The organism is Ferribacterium limneticum (genome assembly GCF_020510625.1).
GTDB lineage: Bacteria > Pseudomonadota > Gammaproteobacteria > Burkholderiales > Rhodocyclaceae > Azonexus > Azonexus limneticus_A.
In genome coordinates this window covers 1,651,788-1,666,799 of the sequence record NZ_CP075191.1, presented here as the reverse complement: position 1 = coordinate 1,666,799, position 15,012 = coordinate 1,651,788, and the positions used below count along the sequence as shown (strand labels likewise).

General features: G+C 54.7%; 15 protein-coding genes. All 15 read left to right on the top strand.

Annotation, left to right across the window (positions count from 1 at the left end; all coding sequences use genetic code 11):
- Positions 1-104 precede the first annotated feature (104 nt).
- The gene (locus KI617_RS07920) at positions 105-1,103 is read left to right on the top strand and encodes an EpsD family peptidyl-prolyl cis-trans isomerase (RefSeq protein WP_226451459.1); all 999 of its coding nucleotides are present in this window, start codon (positions 105-107) and stop codon (positions 1,101-1,103) included.
- On the top strand, positions 1,100-1,960 hold the full coding sequence (gene epsE / locus KI617_RS07915) for a polysaccharide export protein EpsE (protein ID WP_226451458.1): 861 nt from the start codon (positions 1,100-1,102) through the stop codon (positions 1,958-1,960). Before KI617_RS07920 ends, epsE begins: the two co-directional genes overlap by 4 nt.
- Positions 1,961-1,972: 12 nt before the next feature.
- The gene (gene epsF / locus KI617_RS07910; protein ID WP_226451457.1) at positions 1,973-3,379 is read left to right on the top strand and encodes a chain length determinant protein EpsF; all 1,407 of its coding nucleotides are present in this window, start codon (positions 1,973-1,975) and stop codon (positions 3,377-3,379) included.
- Between the two features lie 26 nt (positions 3,380-3,405).
- Positions 3,406-4,281 carry a chain length determinant protein tyrosine kinase EpsG gene (gene epsG / locus KI617_RS07905; RefSeq protein WP_226451456.1) on the top strand — a complete coding sequence of 292 codons (876 nt, stop codon included), beginning with the start codon at positions 3,406-3,408 and terminating at the stop codon, positions 4,279-4,281.
- Between the two features lie 12 nt (positions 4,282-4,293).
- Complete coding sequence (gene xrtB, locus KI617_RS07900) at positions 4,294-5,205, top strand: exosortase B (RefSeq protein WP_226451455.1); 912 nt, start codon at positions 4,294-4,296, stop codon at positions 5,203-5,205.
- Positions 5,202-5,894: an exosortase-associated protein EpsI, B-type gene (epsI, locus tag KI617_RS07895; RefSeq protein WP_226451454.1), complete on the top strand. Its 693-nt coding sequence runs from the start codon at positions 5,202-5,204 to the stop codon at positions 5,892-5,894. Before xrtB ends, epsI begins: the two co-directional genes overlap by 4 nt.
- Positions 5,891-7,006 carry a GDP-mannose 4,6-dehydratase gene (gene gmd, locus KI617_RS07890; protein ID WP_226451453.1) on the top strand — a complete coding sequence of 372 codons (1,116 nt, stop codon included), beginning with the start codon at positions 5,891-5,893 and terminating at the stop codon, positions 7,004-7,006. Before epsI ends, gmd begins: the two co-directional genes overlap by 4 nt.
- A gap of 4 nt (positions 7,007-7,010) precedes the next feature.
- Positions 7,011-7,985, top strand: coding sequence for a GDP-L-fucose synthase family protein (locus KI617_RS07885; RefSeq protein ID WP_226451452.1), 975 nt, complete (start codon positions 7,011-7,013; stop codon positions 7,983-7,985).
- A gap of 100 nt (positions 7,986-8,085) precedes the next feature.
- Positions 8,086-8,721, top strand: coding sequence for a CatB-related O-acetyltransferase (locus KI617_RS07880; RefSeq protein WP_226451451.1), 636 nt, complete (start codon positions 8,086-8,088; stop codon positions 8,719-8,721).
- A 160-nt stretch (positions 8,722-8,881) separates the two neighbouring features.
- Positions 8,882-9,406 (top strand): acyltransferase, encoded by a 525-nt coding sequence (locus KI617_RS20450; protein ID WP_319004142.1) that lies wholly within the window; start codon positions 8,882-8,884, stop codon positions 9,404-9,406.
- A complete protein-coding gene (locus KI617_RS07865) occupies positions 9,360-10,898 on the top strand; it encodes a lipopolysaccharide biosynthesis protein (protein ID WP_226451450.1) in 1,539 nt (512 codons plus the stop codon). The genes KI617_RS20450 and KI617_RS07865 overlap by 47 nt, the downstream gene beginning before the upstream one ends.
- Before the next feature lie 3 nt (positions 10,899-10,901).
- The gene (locus tag KI617_RS07860; RefSeq protein ID WP_226451449.1) at positions 10,902-12,347 is read left to right on the top strand and encodes a hypothetical protein; all 1,446 of its coding nucleotides are present in this window, start codon (positions 10,902-10,904) and stop codon (positions 12,345-12,347) included.
- Positions 12,348-12,355: 8 nt separating this feature from the next.
- Positions 12,356-13,162, top strand: a complete 807-nt coding sequence (locus KI617_RS07855; protein WP_226451448.1) for a glycosyltransferase family 2 protein — start codon at positions 12,356-12,358, stop codon at positions 13,160-13,162.
- 3 nt (positions 13,163-13,165) lie between these two features.
- Positions 13,166-14,224 carry a glycosyltransferase family 4 protein gene (locus KI617_RS07850; RefSeq protein ID WP_226451447.1) on the top strand — a complete coding sequence of 353 codons (1,059 nt, stop codon included), beginning with the start codon at positions 13,166-13,168 and terminating at the stop codon, positions 14,222-14,224.
- Complete coding sequence (locus KI617_RS07845; protein ID WP_226451446.1) at positions 14,214-15,011, top strand: heparin lyase I family protein; 798 nt, start codon at positions 14,214-14,216, stop codon at positions 15,009-15,011. The genes KI617_RS07850 and KI617_RS07845 overlap by 11 nt, the downstream gene beginning before the upstream one ends.
- The last annotated feature ends 1 nt before the right edge of the window (position 15,012 follow it).

Sequence of the window (15,012 nt, the reverse complement as noted above, 5' to 3'; positions counted from 1 at the left end):
CGGACTGATCCGCATATCGCGGCCTTAATCATTTTGACATCTAAGCTTCCTAGAATCGCCTTCCGGTTGTCATAGCCCCCATCTCTTAAAAGGAATCGCTTTCGATGTTTGCCAATACCGCAAAGAAAACCCTGCCTTCACTCATCTGCGCCCTGGTCATCGCCGTGCCGCTTGCCGGCTGCAATGACGACAAGTCCGGGAGCAAGGGTGCGACGCAGGTCGCAGCAAAGGTAAATGGCGCCGAAATCTCGGTTCATCAAATCAATGCCGTCCTCACCAAGGCCTCCGGCGTCACCAACGAAAACGCCGCCCAGGCCCGCAAGGAAATCCTCGATCGCCTCGTCGACCAGCAGATCGCCGTCGAACAAGCCATCGCCAAGAAGCTCGACCGCAACCCCGACGTGCTGCTCAACATCGAATCCGCCCGCCGCGAAATCCTTGCCCGCGCCTATCTTGAGCAGATCGCCGCCGCCCAGCCCAAGGCCGCCGACGACGAGATCAAGAAATACTACGACGAGCACCCTGACCTCTTCGCCAAGCGCCGCCTCTACAACATGCAGGAACTGGCCATCGCCAAGACCGGCGCGCCGCTCGACGAACTCAAGGCAATCGTCTCCTCCGGCAAGCCCATGGAAGAAATCGCCGCCTGGCTCAAGAGCAAGAACATCCCCGCCCGCGGCAACGCCGGCGTCCGTGCCGCCGAACAACTGCCGCTCGAACTGCTGCCCAAGCTGGCCCAGATGAAAGACGGCCAGACCGCCCTGATCGACGGCCCGCAACAAGCCTTCGTCATGCGCATCGTCGCTTCGCAGGCCGCCCCGGTCGACGAAGCCGCCGCCAAGCCGCGCATCCAGCAATTCCTGCAAAACCAGCGCAACGGCAAGGCCGTGGCCGAAGAAATGAAAAAGCTGAAAGAAGCCGCCAAGATCGAACTGGTCGGCGATTTCGCCAAGCCCGCCGCAACGCCAGCCGCCCAACCGGCCGCAACGGCTGCCGCACCAGCTGCCGCCCCGGCCGCAGAACCGGCCCCCGCCCCGGCCGCCACCGGCACTGAAAAGCCGGTCGCCAGCGCCATCGAAAAAGGCGTCGCCGGTCTGAAATGATCAGCGCCGCCACCCACAAGGAAGCCTCCTCAATGACCAAGGCAATCAACCGCCTGCTGGCCACCCTCTGGCTGCTGCTAAGCGCGCTCTCGCTGACCGCCACAACGGCCGTCGCCGAGCCGCGCACCAATGTCGACTACAAACTCGGCCAGGGCGACGCCATCCGCATCGTCGTCTTCCAGAACCCCGACCTCACCCTCGACAGCCGCGTTTCCGAAAGCGGCACCATCACCTACCCGCTGATCGGCACCGTCGACATCGGCGGCCTGAGCATCGAAGCCGCCGAAAAGCGCATCGCTCAAGGCCTCAAGGACGGCGGATTCGTCCAGAAACCGCAGGTCAACATCATCCTCATCCAGGTGCGCGGCAACCAGGTCTCCGTACTCGGCCAGGTCAACCGCCCCGGCCGCTTCCCGCTCGAAACCGCCAACAACCGCATTTCCGACGTCCTCGCCATGGCCGGCGGCATTGCCCCGCAAGGCGCCGACACCATCGTCATGACCGGCATCCGCGAAGGCAAACCCTTCCGCCGCGAAATCGACTTCCCCGCCATCTTCATCAACAACAAGAGCGAAGACGACGTCCTCGTCGCCGGCGGCGACATCCTCTACATCCACCGCGCCCCGGTCTTCTACATCTACGGCGAAGCCCAGCGCTCCGGCTCCTACCGCATCGAGCGCGGCATGACCGTGCAGCAAGCCCTGGCCCAGGCCGGCGGCCCCACCCTGCGCGGCACCGAGAGCCGAATTCGCGTCAACCGCCGCATGCCCGGTGGCGAAATCACCAAGCTTTCCCTCGAAGCCCACGAGCCCGTCCTGGCGGACGACGTCATCTACGTACGCGAAAGCCTGTTCTAAGGCCACCCCACCATGACCCTGCAACAATTCCTGCTCATCCTCTGGGCGCGCCGCAAGCTGGTGATCTACATCTTTCTGGGCACGATATTCACCGTGCTTGGAATAAGCCTGATCCTTCCCGAAGAATTTTCAGCCAGCACCGCCGTCGTCCTTGACGTCAAATCCCCTGATCCCGTTGCCGGCGTTCTCTTGCCTGGCCTGATGGCCCCCGCCTACATGGCCACCCAGGTCGACATCATCAACAGCGAGCGCGTCGCCAACAAAGTCGTCCGCATGCTCCGTCTGGATGAAAACCCGACCATCCGCGAACAATGGCAGGAAGCCACCGAAGGCAAGGGCCAGATCGGCCCCTGGCTGGCCGCGCTATTGCTGAAAAGGCTCGACGTCAAGCCGGCTCGTGACAGCAACGTCATCACCATCAGCTTTTCCGGCAGCCACCCGGCCTTTGCGGCCACCATGGCCAACGCCTTCGCCCAAGCCTACATCGACGTCAATCTCGAACTGCGCATCGAACCGGCCCGCCAGAACGCCAAGTGGTTCGACGAGCAGAGCAAGCAATACCGCGAACGCCTTGAGACCGCGCAAAAAGCGCTCTCCGACTACCAGCAAAAATCCGGCATCGTCGCCACCGACGAACGCCTCGACTACGAAACCCAGAAACTGAACGAACTCTCCACCCAACTCACCGTCGCCCAGGCCCAGGGCACCGACGCCAGCAGCAAGCGCAAGAGCACCGGCAGCGCCGACACCATGCCGGAAGTCATGCAAAGCCCGCTGGTCAGCCAGATGAAGGGCGACATCGCCCGCCTCGAGGCGCGACTCAAGGAAGTTTCCGGCAACTTTGGCGAAAACCACCCGCAATACCTGCGCTCGCAAGCCGAACTGGCCGAACTGAAGAGCAAGATGAACGCCGAAATCGGCCGCATCACCAGCGCCATCGGCACCGCCGGCAACATCAGCAAACAGAAGGAAGGCGAACTGGTGCTTGCGGTCAACGCCCAGAAAACCAGGATCTTGAAACTGAAAGAGCAGCGCGACGAAATCTCCCTGCTCGTCCGCGAAGTCGAAACCGCCCAACGTGCCTTCGATGCCATCGGCCAGCGCACCACGCAAAGCCGTCTCGAATCACAGAGCATCCAGACCAACGTTTCCGTGCTCAACCCCGCCAACGAACCGCTTAAAGCCTCGAAGCCACGAGTCTTCCTCAACGTACTGATCTCCATTTTCCTTGGCGCATTGCTTGGCGTAGGCGCAGCGTTGACACTCGAACTGCTCAATCGCCGAATTCGCTCGACTGAAGAATTGGCAAGCATTGTCGACCTTCCTGTGCTGGTCGAATTTGAGCCGGAACCGCAAGGCAATAAATTCTGGAGCCGCATTTCCGCTCTGCTCCCCAACCGCACCCCAAAAACTGCCTGAGCCAAACCGTCATGAACGTCGCGAGCATGCCTGAAGCTGTCATCTCCGGAGCCTTTCACAGCACCTCTGCCGGGCATTCGATCGGTTCGATGCTGATCGATGCAGGGCGAATCACCCCCGAGTCTGCGGAGAACATTCTCAAACTACAGAAAGAAAAAGGCCTGCGCTTCGGCGAGGCCGCAATCCAGCTTGGCTTGATCAGCCAGGAAGAGCTTCAACACTGCCTTTCCCGGCAATTCGACTACCCCTACCTGCTGGCCGGAGATACCAGAATCAGCAAAGAGGTAATCGCCGCATTCGAGCCTTTCTCGCCCGCGGTAGAACAACTTCGCGGCTTGCGCTCGCAATTGATGCTGCGGGAGCTGAATCCGGATTCCCCCAACCGCTCGCTCGCAGTCATCAGCCCGGACAGCAGCGAAGGGCGCAGCAATCTGGCAGCCAACCTGGCCGTTGTGTTCTCTCAACTCGGTGAAAACGTACTCCTGATCGACGCCGATCTGCGGAAACCGCGCCAGCACGAGCTATTTTGCCTCGGCAACCAACCCGGGCTCTCCGCCGTGCTCTCCGGCAGAGTCCCCGTAACCGACGCGATCTGCCGTGTCACCGGCCTTCTGGGGCTTTCCGTTCTGCCAGCGGGAGCCGTTCCACCCAATCCGCAAGAACTGCTTGCCCGCCCCACCTTCGAGTCGGTACTGACCTACAGCCGGCACAAGTACGACATTGCAATCATCGACACCCCGGCCGGAAATACGGCCGATGCGACGATGACTGCCTCACGGGCCGGGGCTGCCCTGGTCATCGTTCGCAAGAATTTCACGTTTGCCAGGCGTTTGCAGGAACTCACCAGCTCGTTGCGCCGGGTTGGCACCGTCGTCGTCGGCATGGCAGTAACGGATTTCTAATCCCCCGCCGCCATGATGAAGATGAACACCCCCTACAGCGCCGAGAAAGAAGCGGCACAACTTGCCCTGTACGCCTGGGTGATCGTTGCCCTTGGCCTTGCAGCAATGTACATCCCCAGTTTTACCGATCTCTTTCGAGGGCTCTGGAGACAGGATGAACAGGCACATGGGCCAATTGTCCTCGCCATTTCCTGCTGGCTGTTTTATCGCAAATGGCCTGAAGCAATGCGACTCAGCGAAGGCAAAAGCGCCTCGGTATGGGGATGGCCCGTTTTCCTGCTTGGGCTTGTTTTCTATGTCGTCGGCCGATCACAGGACATTCTGATCCTCGAAATCGGTTCGCTGGTCTGGCTCATTGCCGCACTGCTGCTGCTACTCAGAGGCTCGGCGGCGCTCAAGGCGCAATGGTTCCCGCTCTTTTTCATGATCTTCATGATTCCCCTGCCCAGCCCATTCGTCGATGCAGTAACCATGCCGATGAAAATGGCAGTCTCCTATGCGGCAGAAACGGTCCTGTACGGTGCGGGATACCCAATCGCCCGCCAGGGGGTAATCCTCCAAATTGGCCAATACAAACTACTGGTTGCCGATGCCTGCGCCGGTTTGCACACCCTATTCACGCTTGAAGCACTTGGCTTGCTCTATCTCAACCTCGTGCGACACAACTCGGCATTTCGCAACATCGCGCTGGCCACGCTGATCGTTCCCATTTCATTCACCGCCAACGTCATCCGCGTCATGGTGCTAACGCTGATCACATTTCACTTCGGTGATGAAGCGGGTCAAGGCTTTCTCCACGGCTTCGCCGGCATGGTGCTTTTCCTGAGCGCCCTGTTGCTCATTATTGGCGTGGATTCCCTGTTGCAACTCTTCGTTACTGTTCGCAACAAAAAAGCCTTGAAGCAATCCGGGATACAGCCATGAAGCAAATTGGAAAAAACTTCTTGCTCATGGCCATGATGATTGCAGCATCAGGCCTGGCGGTCGCCATGCGCCCCACGCAGAAAGTTGCGGACCAATACGATCCGGTTGAACTGGCGAAGATGGTTCCGGCCAAGTTTGGAGAATGGCAGGAAGAACCGCAAAACCATGCACTCATCGTCGATCCGCAACAAAAGGAAATGCTCGATCGTATCTATAGCCAGACATTGTCCCGAACCTATGTCAATTCGGGAGGCTACAGGATCATGCTTTCCATTGCCTACGGCATGGACCAAACGGATACCAACCAGGTCCACAAGCCCGACGTCTGCTACCCGGCCCAAGGTTTCATACTCAAAAACAGGCAAAACATCCAGCTGGATACCGAACAAGGCGTCATACCAGCAACCCGCATCGAAGCCAGCATGGGGCTGCGCAACGAGCCGGTTACCTATTGGATAACCGTTGCCGACCGAGTCGTCAGCAATGGCTTTGACAAAAAAATCACCGAACTCAGCTATGGCCTCAAAGGACAGATCCCGGACGGCCTGCTCTTCCGTGTTTCATCCATTGACACGGAAGTGGAACGCGCCTACGCCAAGCAAGCCGATTTCTCAAGGCAACTGCTAGTTGCCCTTACCGATGAACACCGACAGCGGTTTATCGGCAAACCAACCAGGGATCAAAAATGACCAAAAAAGCATTAATCACCGGTGTCACCGGCCAGGATGGTGCGTATCTCACCGAGTTCCTGCTCGGCAAAGGATACGAAGTGCACGGCATCAAGCGCCGCGCCTCGCTCTTCAACACCGACCGCATCGACCACCTCTACCAAGACCCGCATGTCGAGCACAAGCAACTCATTCTTCACTACGGCGACCTCACCGACTCGACCAACCTGATCCGTATCATCCAGCTCGTTCAGCCCGACGAAATCTACAATCTGGCCGCCATGAGCCATGTAGCCGTCAGCTTCGAAACCCCGGAATACACCGCCAACGCCGACGGCATCGGCACCCTGCGCATCCTCGAAGCCATCCGCATCCTTGGCCTCGAAAAGAAAACCCGCTTCTACCAGGCCAGCACCAGCGAGCTCTACGGCCTGGTGCAGGAAATCCCGCAGAAGGAAACCACCCCCTTCTACCCGCGCAGCCCCTACGCCGTCGCCAAAATCTACGGCTACTGGATCACCGTCAACTACCGCGAAGCCTATGGCATGTATGCCTGCAACGGCATTCTGTTCAACCACGAATCCCCGCTGCGCGGCGAAACCTTCGTCACCCGCAAGATCACCCGCGCCGTGGCACGCATGGCACTCGGCCTGCAAGACTGCCTCTATCTCGGCAACCTCTCCGCACTACGCGACTGGGGACACGCCCGCGACTACGTCGAAATGCAATGGCTGATGCTGCAGCAAGAACAACCCGAAGACTTCGTCATCGCCACCGGCGTGCAATACAGCGTGCGCCAGTTTGTCGAATTTGCCTGTAACGAACTCGGCATCCAGGTCCGCTGGGAAGGCGAAGGCGTCGACGAGCAAGGCATCGTCACCGCCGTTACCGGCAAGGACGTCAAAATCAAGGTTGGCGATACCATCGTGCGCGTCGACCCGCGCTACTTCCGCCCCACCGAAGTCGAAACCCTGCTCGGCGACCCCAGCAAAGCCAAGGAAAAACTCGGCTGGACACCAAAGACCACCCTGCCGGAACTAGTCAAGGAAATGGTCCAGGCCGACTACTCCGCCGCCAAGCGCGATGCGTTGGTCAAAATGGCCGGCTTCCAAGCCTACGATTACCACGAATAAACCCATGGACCAGAACGCCAAAATCTACGTTGCAGGCCACCGCGGCCTGGTCGGCTCTGCGCTGGTCAAAAACCTGCAAGCCAAAGGCTATTCCAACCTCGTCCTGCGCACCCATGCCGAGCTCGACCTCACCGACCAGGCGGCCACAGAAGCCTTCTTCGCCAGCGAAAAGCCGGACTACGTCTTTCTCGCCGCAGCCAAAGTCGGCGGCATTCATGCCAACAACGAATACCCGGCCGAATTCATCCGTGACAACCTGGCCATCCAGACCAACATCATCCACGCCGCCTGGAAGCATCAGGTCAAACGGCTGATGTTCCTCGGCTCCAGCTGCATCTACCCCAAACAGGCGCCACAGCCGATGAAGGAAGACAGCCTGCTCACCGGCCCGCTGGAACCGACCAACCGCCCCTACGCCCTGGCCAAGATCGCCGGCATCGAAATGTGCTGGAGCTACAACCGCCAGTACTGCACCAAGTACCTCGCCGTCATGCCAACCAACCTCTACGGCCCCGGCGACAACTACCACCCGGAAAACAGCCACGTCATCCCAGCCCTGATCCGCAAGTTCCACGAGGCGAAAATCAGCAACGCCCCGACCGTGACCGTCTGGGGTACCGGCACGCCGCGCCGTGAATTCCTCTACAGCGAAGACATGGCCGACGCCTGCGTTTTCCTGATGAACCTGCCGGACGAGAAGTACGACAGCCTGTTGGGCAGCGACGAAGCGAAGACCGGCAAATTCGAGCCGCCACTGGTGAACATCGGCGTCGGGGAAGACGTGACGATCAAGGAACTGGCCGAAATGGTGAAACAGGCAGTGGGATACAGCGGCGAGATTGTGTTCGACAGCACGAAGCCGGATGGAACGGCGAGGAAGCTGATGGATGTGGGAAAGCTGCACTCCATGGATTGGCGAAATGAGACCAATCTTAAAACTGGGCTTGGGATTTCCTACGCAGATTTTCTGAGCGACTAAGACCGCATGCCCTGCCTAACACCGATCTGCACGATGCACGATGAAGGGCGGCTACATGCTGTCTACTATTAGGACTGTGCTGAGCCGTCTCCGACGGACCATGCGCTATCGCTCATTGCGCGCAATAAACGTGTTGATTGATTCAACTGCATCCGTTGACCGCCTCACTAAGTTCGACGGATATAACAAGGTGTATGCCCAGGCATACCTCATCAACAGCACGCTCGGCAGGCTTAGCTACGTCAGTCCGTACTCCGTCATCGCAAATTGCGATCTAGGAGCATTTTGCAGTATCGGGCCTGGAGTTCGTGTAGGCCCCGGTTTCCATCCGATGAATTGGATTAGTAGCCATCCAGCGTTCTATTCAGATGCGATGCAAGCAAATTTTTCGTTCACCAAGTCAAAAAAATACTCAGATAGCAAACGAGTAAAAATCGGTAACGATGTCTGGATTGGTGCGAACGCACTAGTACTGGATGGCGTTTCGATTGGCAATGGGGCGGTGATTGCAGCTGGTGCCGTCATTACAAAAGATGTTTTGCCCTACGCAGTCGTTGGGGGCATCCCAGGAAGAATACTCAGAATGCGATTTGATAATGACAAGATTGAGCAACTGCTGTCTTGGCAATGGTGGAATTTACCTCTAGACGAGCTAGCGAGAGTTGCTGATAAGTTCACAGATCAAGATGATTGGTCAGTAATTGACCTTCAAAAAATTGCGAAATTAAAAATATAGCGCAACTTAAAATACTCTGAGCTGCTATTGATTAATTTTTAAAAAATCAATATAAAACCTCAACAAAATTCAATTCACGAAATTTATCAACAGCGTATTATTTTATGCAAATAAGCCATTCCAAATTAGCCAATATTTTACGCTATAGACATTGACAATAATGAAAAGAGTCATCTTAAATAGAGCTATTTCTTTTATTGCAGATATAACTTATTTATTTGATACGCTGCTTAAATGGCTTCACTTCCCACTTTACATTGAACTTTACAGACAAGAAATATGGTCACGCTCTCTTAAAGCAATGGGAGATAACTCAAAAATATTGGCAGGCACGGTAATTCACGGGGCTAATTCTCTTTCGATTGGGAGCTCCGTGGTCATCGGAGAGAACTGCCATATGTGGGCAAATGGTGGTTTAACAATTGGCGATGACTCGCTAGTGGCAGCGCACTGCACTCTAACAACACTTACTCACAATCAAGACGGAATAATATACCGAAAAACAACTTTTTCTGCGCCAATCACAATTGGAAAAAATGTTTGGCTAGGATATGGAGTAACTGTTTTACCAGGGGTATCAATAGGCGACAACGCGATAATAGGTGCCGGTGCAGTTGTAACTCATGACATTCCTCCGAATGCAATTGCTATTGGCGTTCCCGCACGAGTTGCGAGACAAAGGTAAAGCAGTGGACTTCCGAAGAACAACTGGTCGTAATGCACGCTGGTCCCTTGCGCAGACCATCATTTCTACAGCCACAGTCTTTGTGTTGTACAAGTATTTGTACAACACTCTCGGCCCCGAAGTTTTAGGCCTTTGGGCTGTTGTGCTAGCTAGCGTCTCTCTTGGACGCCTTGCCGAACTTGGCTTCTCGACGACTATTCTCCGCTATGTCAGCAGACACCTAGCAAACGGAAATAAGGAACACGCTGCGCGTATCTTAGAAACCGGTCTAATCTCGATTGGCTGCCCGTTTGCACTTGTCTTGCTAGTACTCTATCCCATAGCAAATGAGTCCATGCGCTATGTTGTCCCAATCGGAAACCTTGTTGCTGCTCGGGAGATTCTTCCGTACGCGCTTGGCACACTCTGGTTCGGGGTCACAGGTTCAATCATACAATCTGCACTCGACGGCTGCGGACGCATGGATATAAAAAGCCGAATACTTATTATCGGCAACCTCGTGTATGTACCAGCCGCTATATTATTGGTACAGAATTGGAATATAACCGGACTGGCCGCCTGCCAACTATTGCAATCCGCTATCGTGGGAATACTTGTCTGGAGAGCCACCCGGCAAGAACTTCCTGCATTGAAATGGGCACCATTAAATTGGGACAAAGCTTGTTTTCGCGAAATTCTAGGATACGCAGCCGGCCTGCAACTTGGCAATCTACTGCTAATGCTTTTTGAGCCAGCTACAAAAATACTTCTCAGCCGCTATTGTGGCCTGAATGAAGTAGCCCATTTCGAAATGGCAAATCAGGTGGTCTCGCGTGTAAGAGCACTGATAACTTCCGCGACACAAGCATATCTACCCACACTCTCATCCTCTGCTGAAAACGTATCCTTCGTACGACAGATTGTCCGAGAGGCAATGATATTTACTGCCGGAATCGGATTACCGGTGATGGCCGTACTCGTCATTTCATTTCCTGTGATCAGCATCCTTTGGATTGGCCAAATACAGACTGATTTTATAGTTTATGGCTGGATATTAGGTTTAGGCTGGCTAATCTCCACTCTAGCAATCCCGATGTACTACTACTGTGTTGGTGCGGGACGCATCCAAACTATACTTTTTTCACAAATTTTAATGGTTAGCCTAAATATATTACTCGGCTTGCCAGCTGCAATTTCAGGGAGCGGCTATTTAGTTGCGATGTCAATGATGATTTCGCTTGCACTCAGCACTCTAATAATTGGAAGACAGTTGGTTATAGATCTTAAGATTTCGCTTAGGCAGCTTACGAAGAGTCCACCAATGCGAAATGTTATCAAAACGATATTGTTCATTGGAATCGTACTGATAACGAACGTAAGCCTTTCAATTGCAACTTCATTAGGAAAATTTGTATTTTTGAACTTCCTAATTCATGCGCTGATCTTGTTGATGATCGCCTACTGGTCAGATGCGCGCGGCATCCTGGCATCTCGATTTCGAAGGGCTGGATAGATCATGTGGATTCTTCTGTTTCTGATTACCTCTTGGAGTATTTTTGCATTCATCACGAATCACCAGCGCCAATCGCTTCTGATCATCACCTTCCTCGCCACTGGCGGCTTTCAGTTGTTGCCCATCCACTGGTTCTGGAGCCCGGTATTGCTGGTAAAGCCTTACGACTATGCGTATGTCGCGATGGGTGCAATCTTTTTGATGCGCAGCAGGGATCTAGGCAAGATCGTGGCCCAAGAATTCCTGACCAAGTTTGCGGTTCTTTACATGGGGCTCCTGCTACTCATCCTCGTGTCTAGCGTTGCCGTCTTTTCCTACTCGCCCGTGCAATCTCTGCAATCGGCACGGGTATTTTTCTGGCCGGCTTTCCTGTTGCTTTTTCTGCTGGTCGAACGCCCGGTACTTGAACGCTTTGTCAGTACGCTATACCCGATCGTGATACTGCTATCTCTGCTTTACCTGACACAACCGATCACCGGCAAAACAATCATCAACCCCAGCGGCGAGTACTTCAACCCGTATCTCGGTTCGACCGATATCAAGCGATTTCTGAGCACGCCGGATTTCCTGATCTTCTTCTTGCTGCTTGCCTACCATCGCCTATGGAGTTTCGAGGGCAAATCGCTGGCAATTCGCTTGGGCCATTGGCTGGCTTTTGTCGTGCTCTCGTCAGTGCAAATAGTTTCACTGACACGCTCGGCTATTCTTGGGATGGTTGCGGCACTGCTGTATCTCAGCAAGCGACTGGTCAACCCGGTATTTCTGGTTCTGTTTCTTTCTGCCACCACGGTTAGCGTGGCGGTTGCGTATTCGACCAGCACCGCCATCGAGCATCGAGTTGACGACAGTCTCAAGGATATTTCTTCCATTTTTGAAGGCCGCTTTCTCAGCCTTAACGCGGCAAAGGATGGAACCTTGAGTTTCCGCATCGCCCACGTGAACGAGCGCTTGAATCACGTTCTGGATAGTGCGAGACGGTGGCCGTTTGGCCTTGGCTTTGTCCACGAGGACTCTACGTTAGCGCAGAGCCTTGGTTTCAAAATCGGCATTCCAAGCCCATTTACTGGTCGCGCCATCCAAGTGGATAGCGGTGACATCGCCTGGTCGGTAGTGATCATCAAGACGGGGTTGGCGGGCCTTGGCATGCTTTTGGCGTTTTTAATCTCGTCCTTCTTCTTGGTGGGGAACACCAATAACAAGGCCGCGGTGGTCTACCGAGGCGGCTTGATCTATTTCGTTGTGACCTCGTTCTTTTCGAGCAATCTGGTTTCACCCAACGTCATGTTGCCGTTAATGCTTTTCCTAGCCTTGGCATTGCGTTCGAAAGAGGAGCCATCGGCCATGCGGCAGCAGCGTCTTGAACCAGTGGCAGCAGGCAGAAATGTTTCAGGGGCATTCGCTGGGGCTCAACAAGGCCACTTCGCAAATTCCGTTGTAAAGAGCCAATAGGGATATATATGAAGTTTTCAATCATCACTCCGTCTTTTGCGCAGGGGCAGTATGTTCGCCAGAACATTGAATCTGTGCTCAGCCAAGGTATCGGCGAACTCGAACATATCGTCGTGGATGGCGGATCGAAGGATGAAACGGTCGAGATTCTTCGTAGTTATCCTCATCTGAAATGGGTTTCGGAAAAGGACGAGGGCCAGGCAGATGCCCTGAGCAAGGGGCTTCGGATGGCCACCGGCGATATCGTCGGCTGGATTAACTCTGACGATTACTATCTCGAAGGAGCCTTGAAGAAGGTGGCCGAGTTATTTGCCGACCCGGCGATTCAGTGGGTTATTGGCGACATTTCCGTCTTCGATGAAGCCAGCGGTGAATTTATCGCCAGTACAAGCCCGGAAATTTCCTGGGATGCCTTGCAGCGCAATCCGGATATCGTTCGCCAGCAGGGCGCTTTCTTCCGCCGCGATTTCTTGTTGCAGGCCGGTGGCTGGAACAAGGAGTTCTACATGGTCATGGATTTCGATTTGTGGACACGGCTGGCAAAACGTTCGAAGCCGGTCATGTTGCGCGAACAACTCGCAGTATTCCGAATCCAGAAGAACCAGAAATCAGGGCTGGCCAACCTGCACCGCCAAACGAACGAAATAACGCGAGTGCTGAAGCGGGAAAAAGCTGATCCGGTGAATATCCTGGGGTTGAGAATAAAAAAGGAGTGGCAGTGGCTTAAGGGCACCACCAAAGTTCAGTTGATTCGTGCCGGACTGCTCACCAAGAAAGCCCCTTCCCCATCGCTTAGTGGCTCGCAAGGTAGTTAGGCGATGCGTATTCTTCATTTCACTTGGGGATTGGCGCAGGGGGGCTCTGAGAACCTGGCGGTAGACCTTGCCAATGAACAGTGCCGAAACCATCAAGTCATGATTTTGGTGGCGAATGAGGCGATTGATACGGTACTTGCCGGCAGGCTGCACCCATCAATCAAGCTATTGCATTTGAAGCGGCCGGAGGGTAGCCGAAATCCGCTTTGGATCATTCGCATGCTGGCGGCTATCAATCTCTTCCGCCCTGATGTCGTGCATTCACATGCCCACAATCTGGCGGCAATTGGCCGCTTTATTTTTGCCCCGCTTGTGCTGACGGTGCATGCAAACCATATCCAGTTGTCAAAGCACTCAACGAGGTTCTCGGCCATCTGTTGCATTTCCCGAACGGTCGAGGAGGATGTCAAGCAGCGCTATTCGCAGCTTTCACCCCGTCTTGTAGCCAATGGCGTGCGTACGTCTGCCATTGCCATTCGTAACACACCGCCCTCACGACCATTGCGCGCAGTCCAGGTGAGCCGCCTTGTTCACGCCACCAAGGGGCAGGATTTGCTGATTGAGGCCCTGGCAGCCCTCAATGCAGATTGCGACGTACCAATAATGACCATCGACTTTATTGGCAGCGGCGCTTCGCAAGCCTTTTTGCAAGAGCTTGCAGACAAAAAGAATTTGTCGAATTCCTGTAATTTCCTGGGCGCAAAATCCCGCGAAGAGGTTTTCGCAAATCTTCAAAATTACGATCTGCTGGTACAACCTTCGCGCGACGAGGGCTTTGGCCTGACAGTTGCCGAGGGGATGGCAGCAGGCATCCCGGTCGTGGTTTCTGACCTGCCGGGACCAATGGAAGTTATCGCCAACGGGCAGCACGGTTATCACTTTCAAAGCGATAGCCCTGAAGCACTTGCAAGGACGTTGAAAGCAGCGGCTTCAGATATCCATGGTGAAAAGCTGATGTCTCGTTTGAGCGCAGCCCGACAGTTCGTAATCGATGAATACGATCTGTCCCATACCTCTGAAAGCTATTTACGGGTTTACGAGGAGGTGACCAATGTCCGTTAGGAAATATCTCGCCATCGCCGCTTTTGCTCATTCTTTGATCATGGCTCCGGCCGTTGCAGCATCGGTCGTGGAGGATTGGTCGGCCACCCGAGGGGCCTACGATATCCACGCCGTTGGGGTAGACAGATTCGTTATCGAGCAGGACCAGGACGGGAAATTCGGGAGGGTTGCAAAGTTCACTGTAAAACCGGGGGATGTTTTCAAAAACAGTTCTGGCGAACGTAGCGAGGTTGTCCTGGATGGGTGGCAGGATACGAGCCGCTTCAGGGTAACTGGCTCAGAAGGGACCGAGTACTACCGTATTTCGGTAAAACTGGCTGCAGACTGGCACCCTCCGGAAAAGAATGAAATAGGCCAGAGTTGGGGCATTTTTTTTCAGCTTCATGGCCCAAACGATTATTCGGCACCACCAGCAATATCGCTTCATGCAGAGGATAAATTCGGACTGTTTGTCCTGGGTGGAAACCTGGCCGAAAAAACAGGAGGCAAGCGCTTTCTGACCGACCCCAATCTCAACCCCGGCAAATGGGTTGATTTCATTTTGGTGATCAAGTGGGCCATCGATGCAAACGGTTCGATTGCCGTTTACCGTCGTGACGAGGGGGAAACCAGCTGGGAAAAAATCGCTGACATTTCGTCGGTCGCCACACTTCACTACCTTGGTACGCCGGTTGCAAAACCGCATTATTGGAAGGCGGGTTTTTACCGATCGAAGGGTACTGCCTCAAATTCGCTTTGGCTCGGCCCAATCATCCGCACCAGGTCGTTCGCTGAAGCGGCAAAGTGAT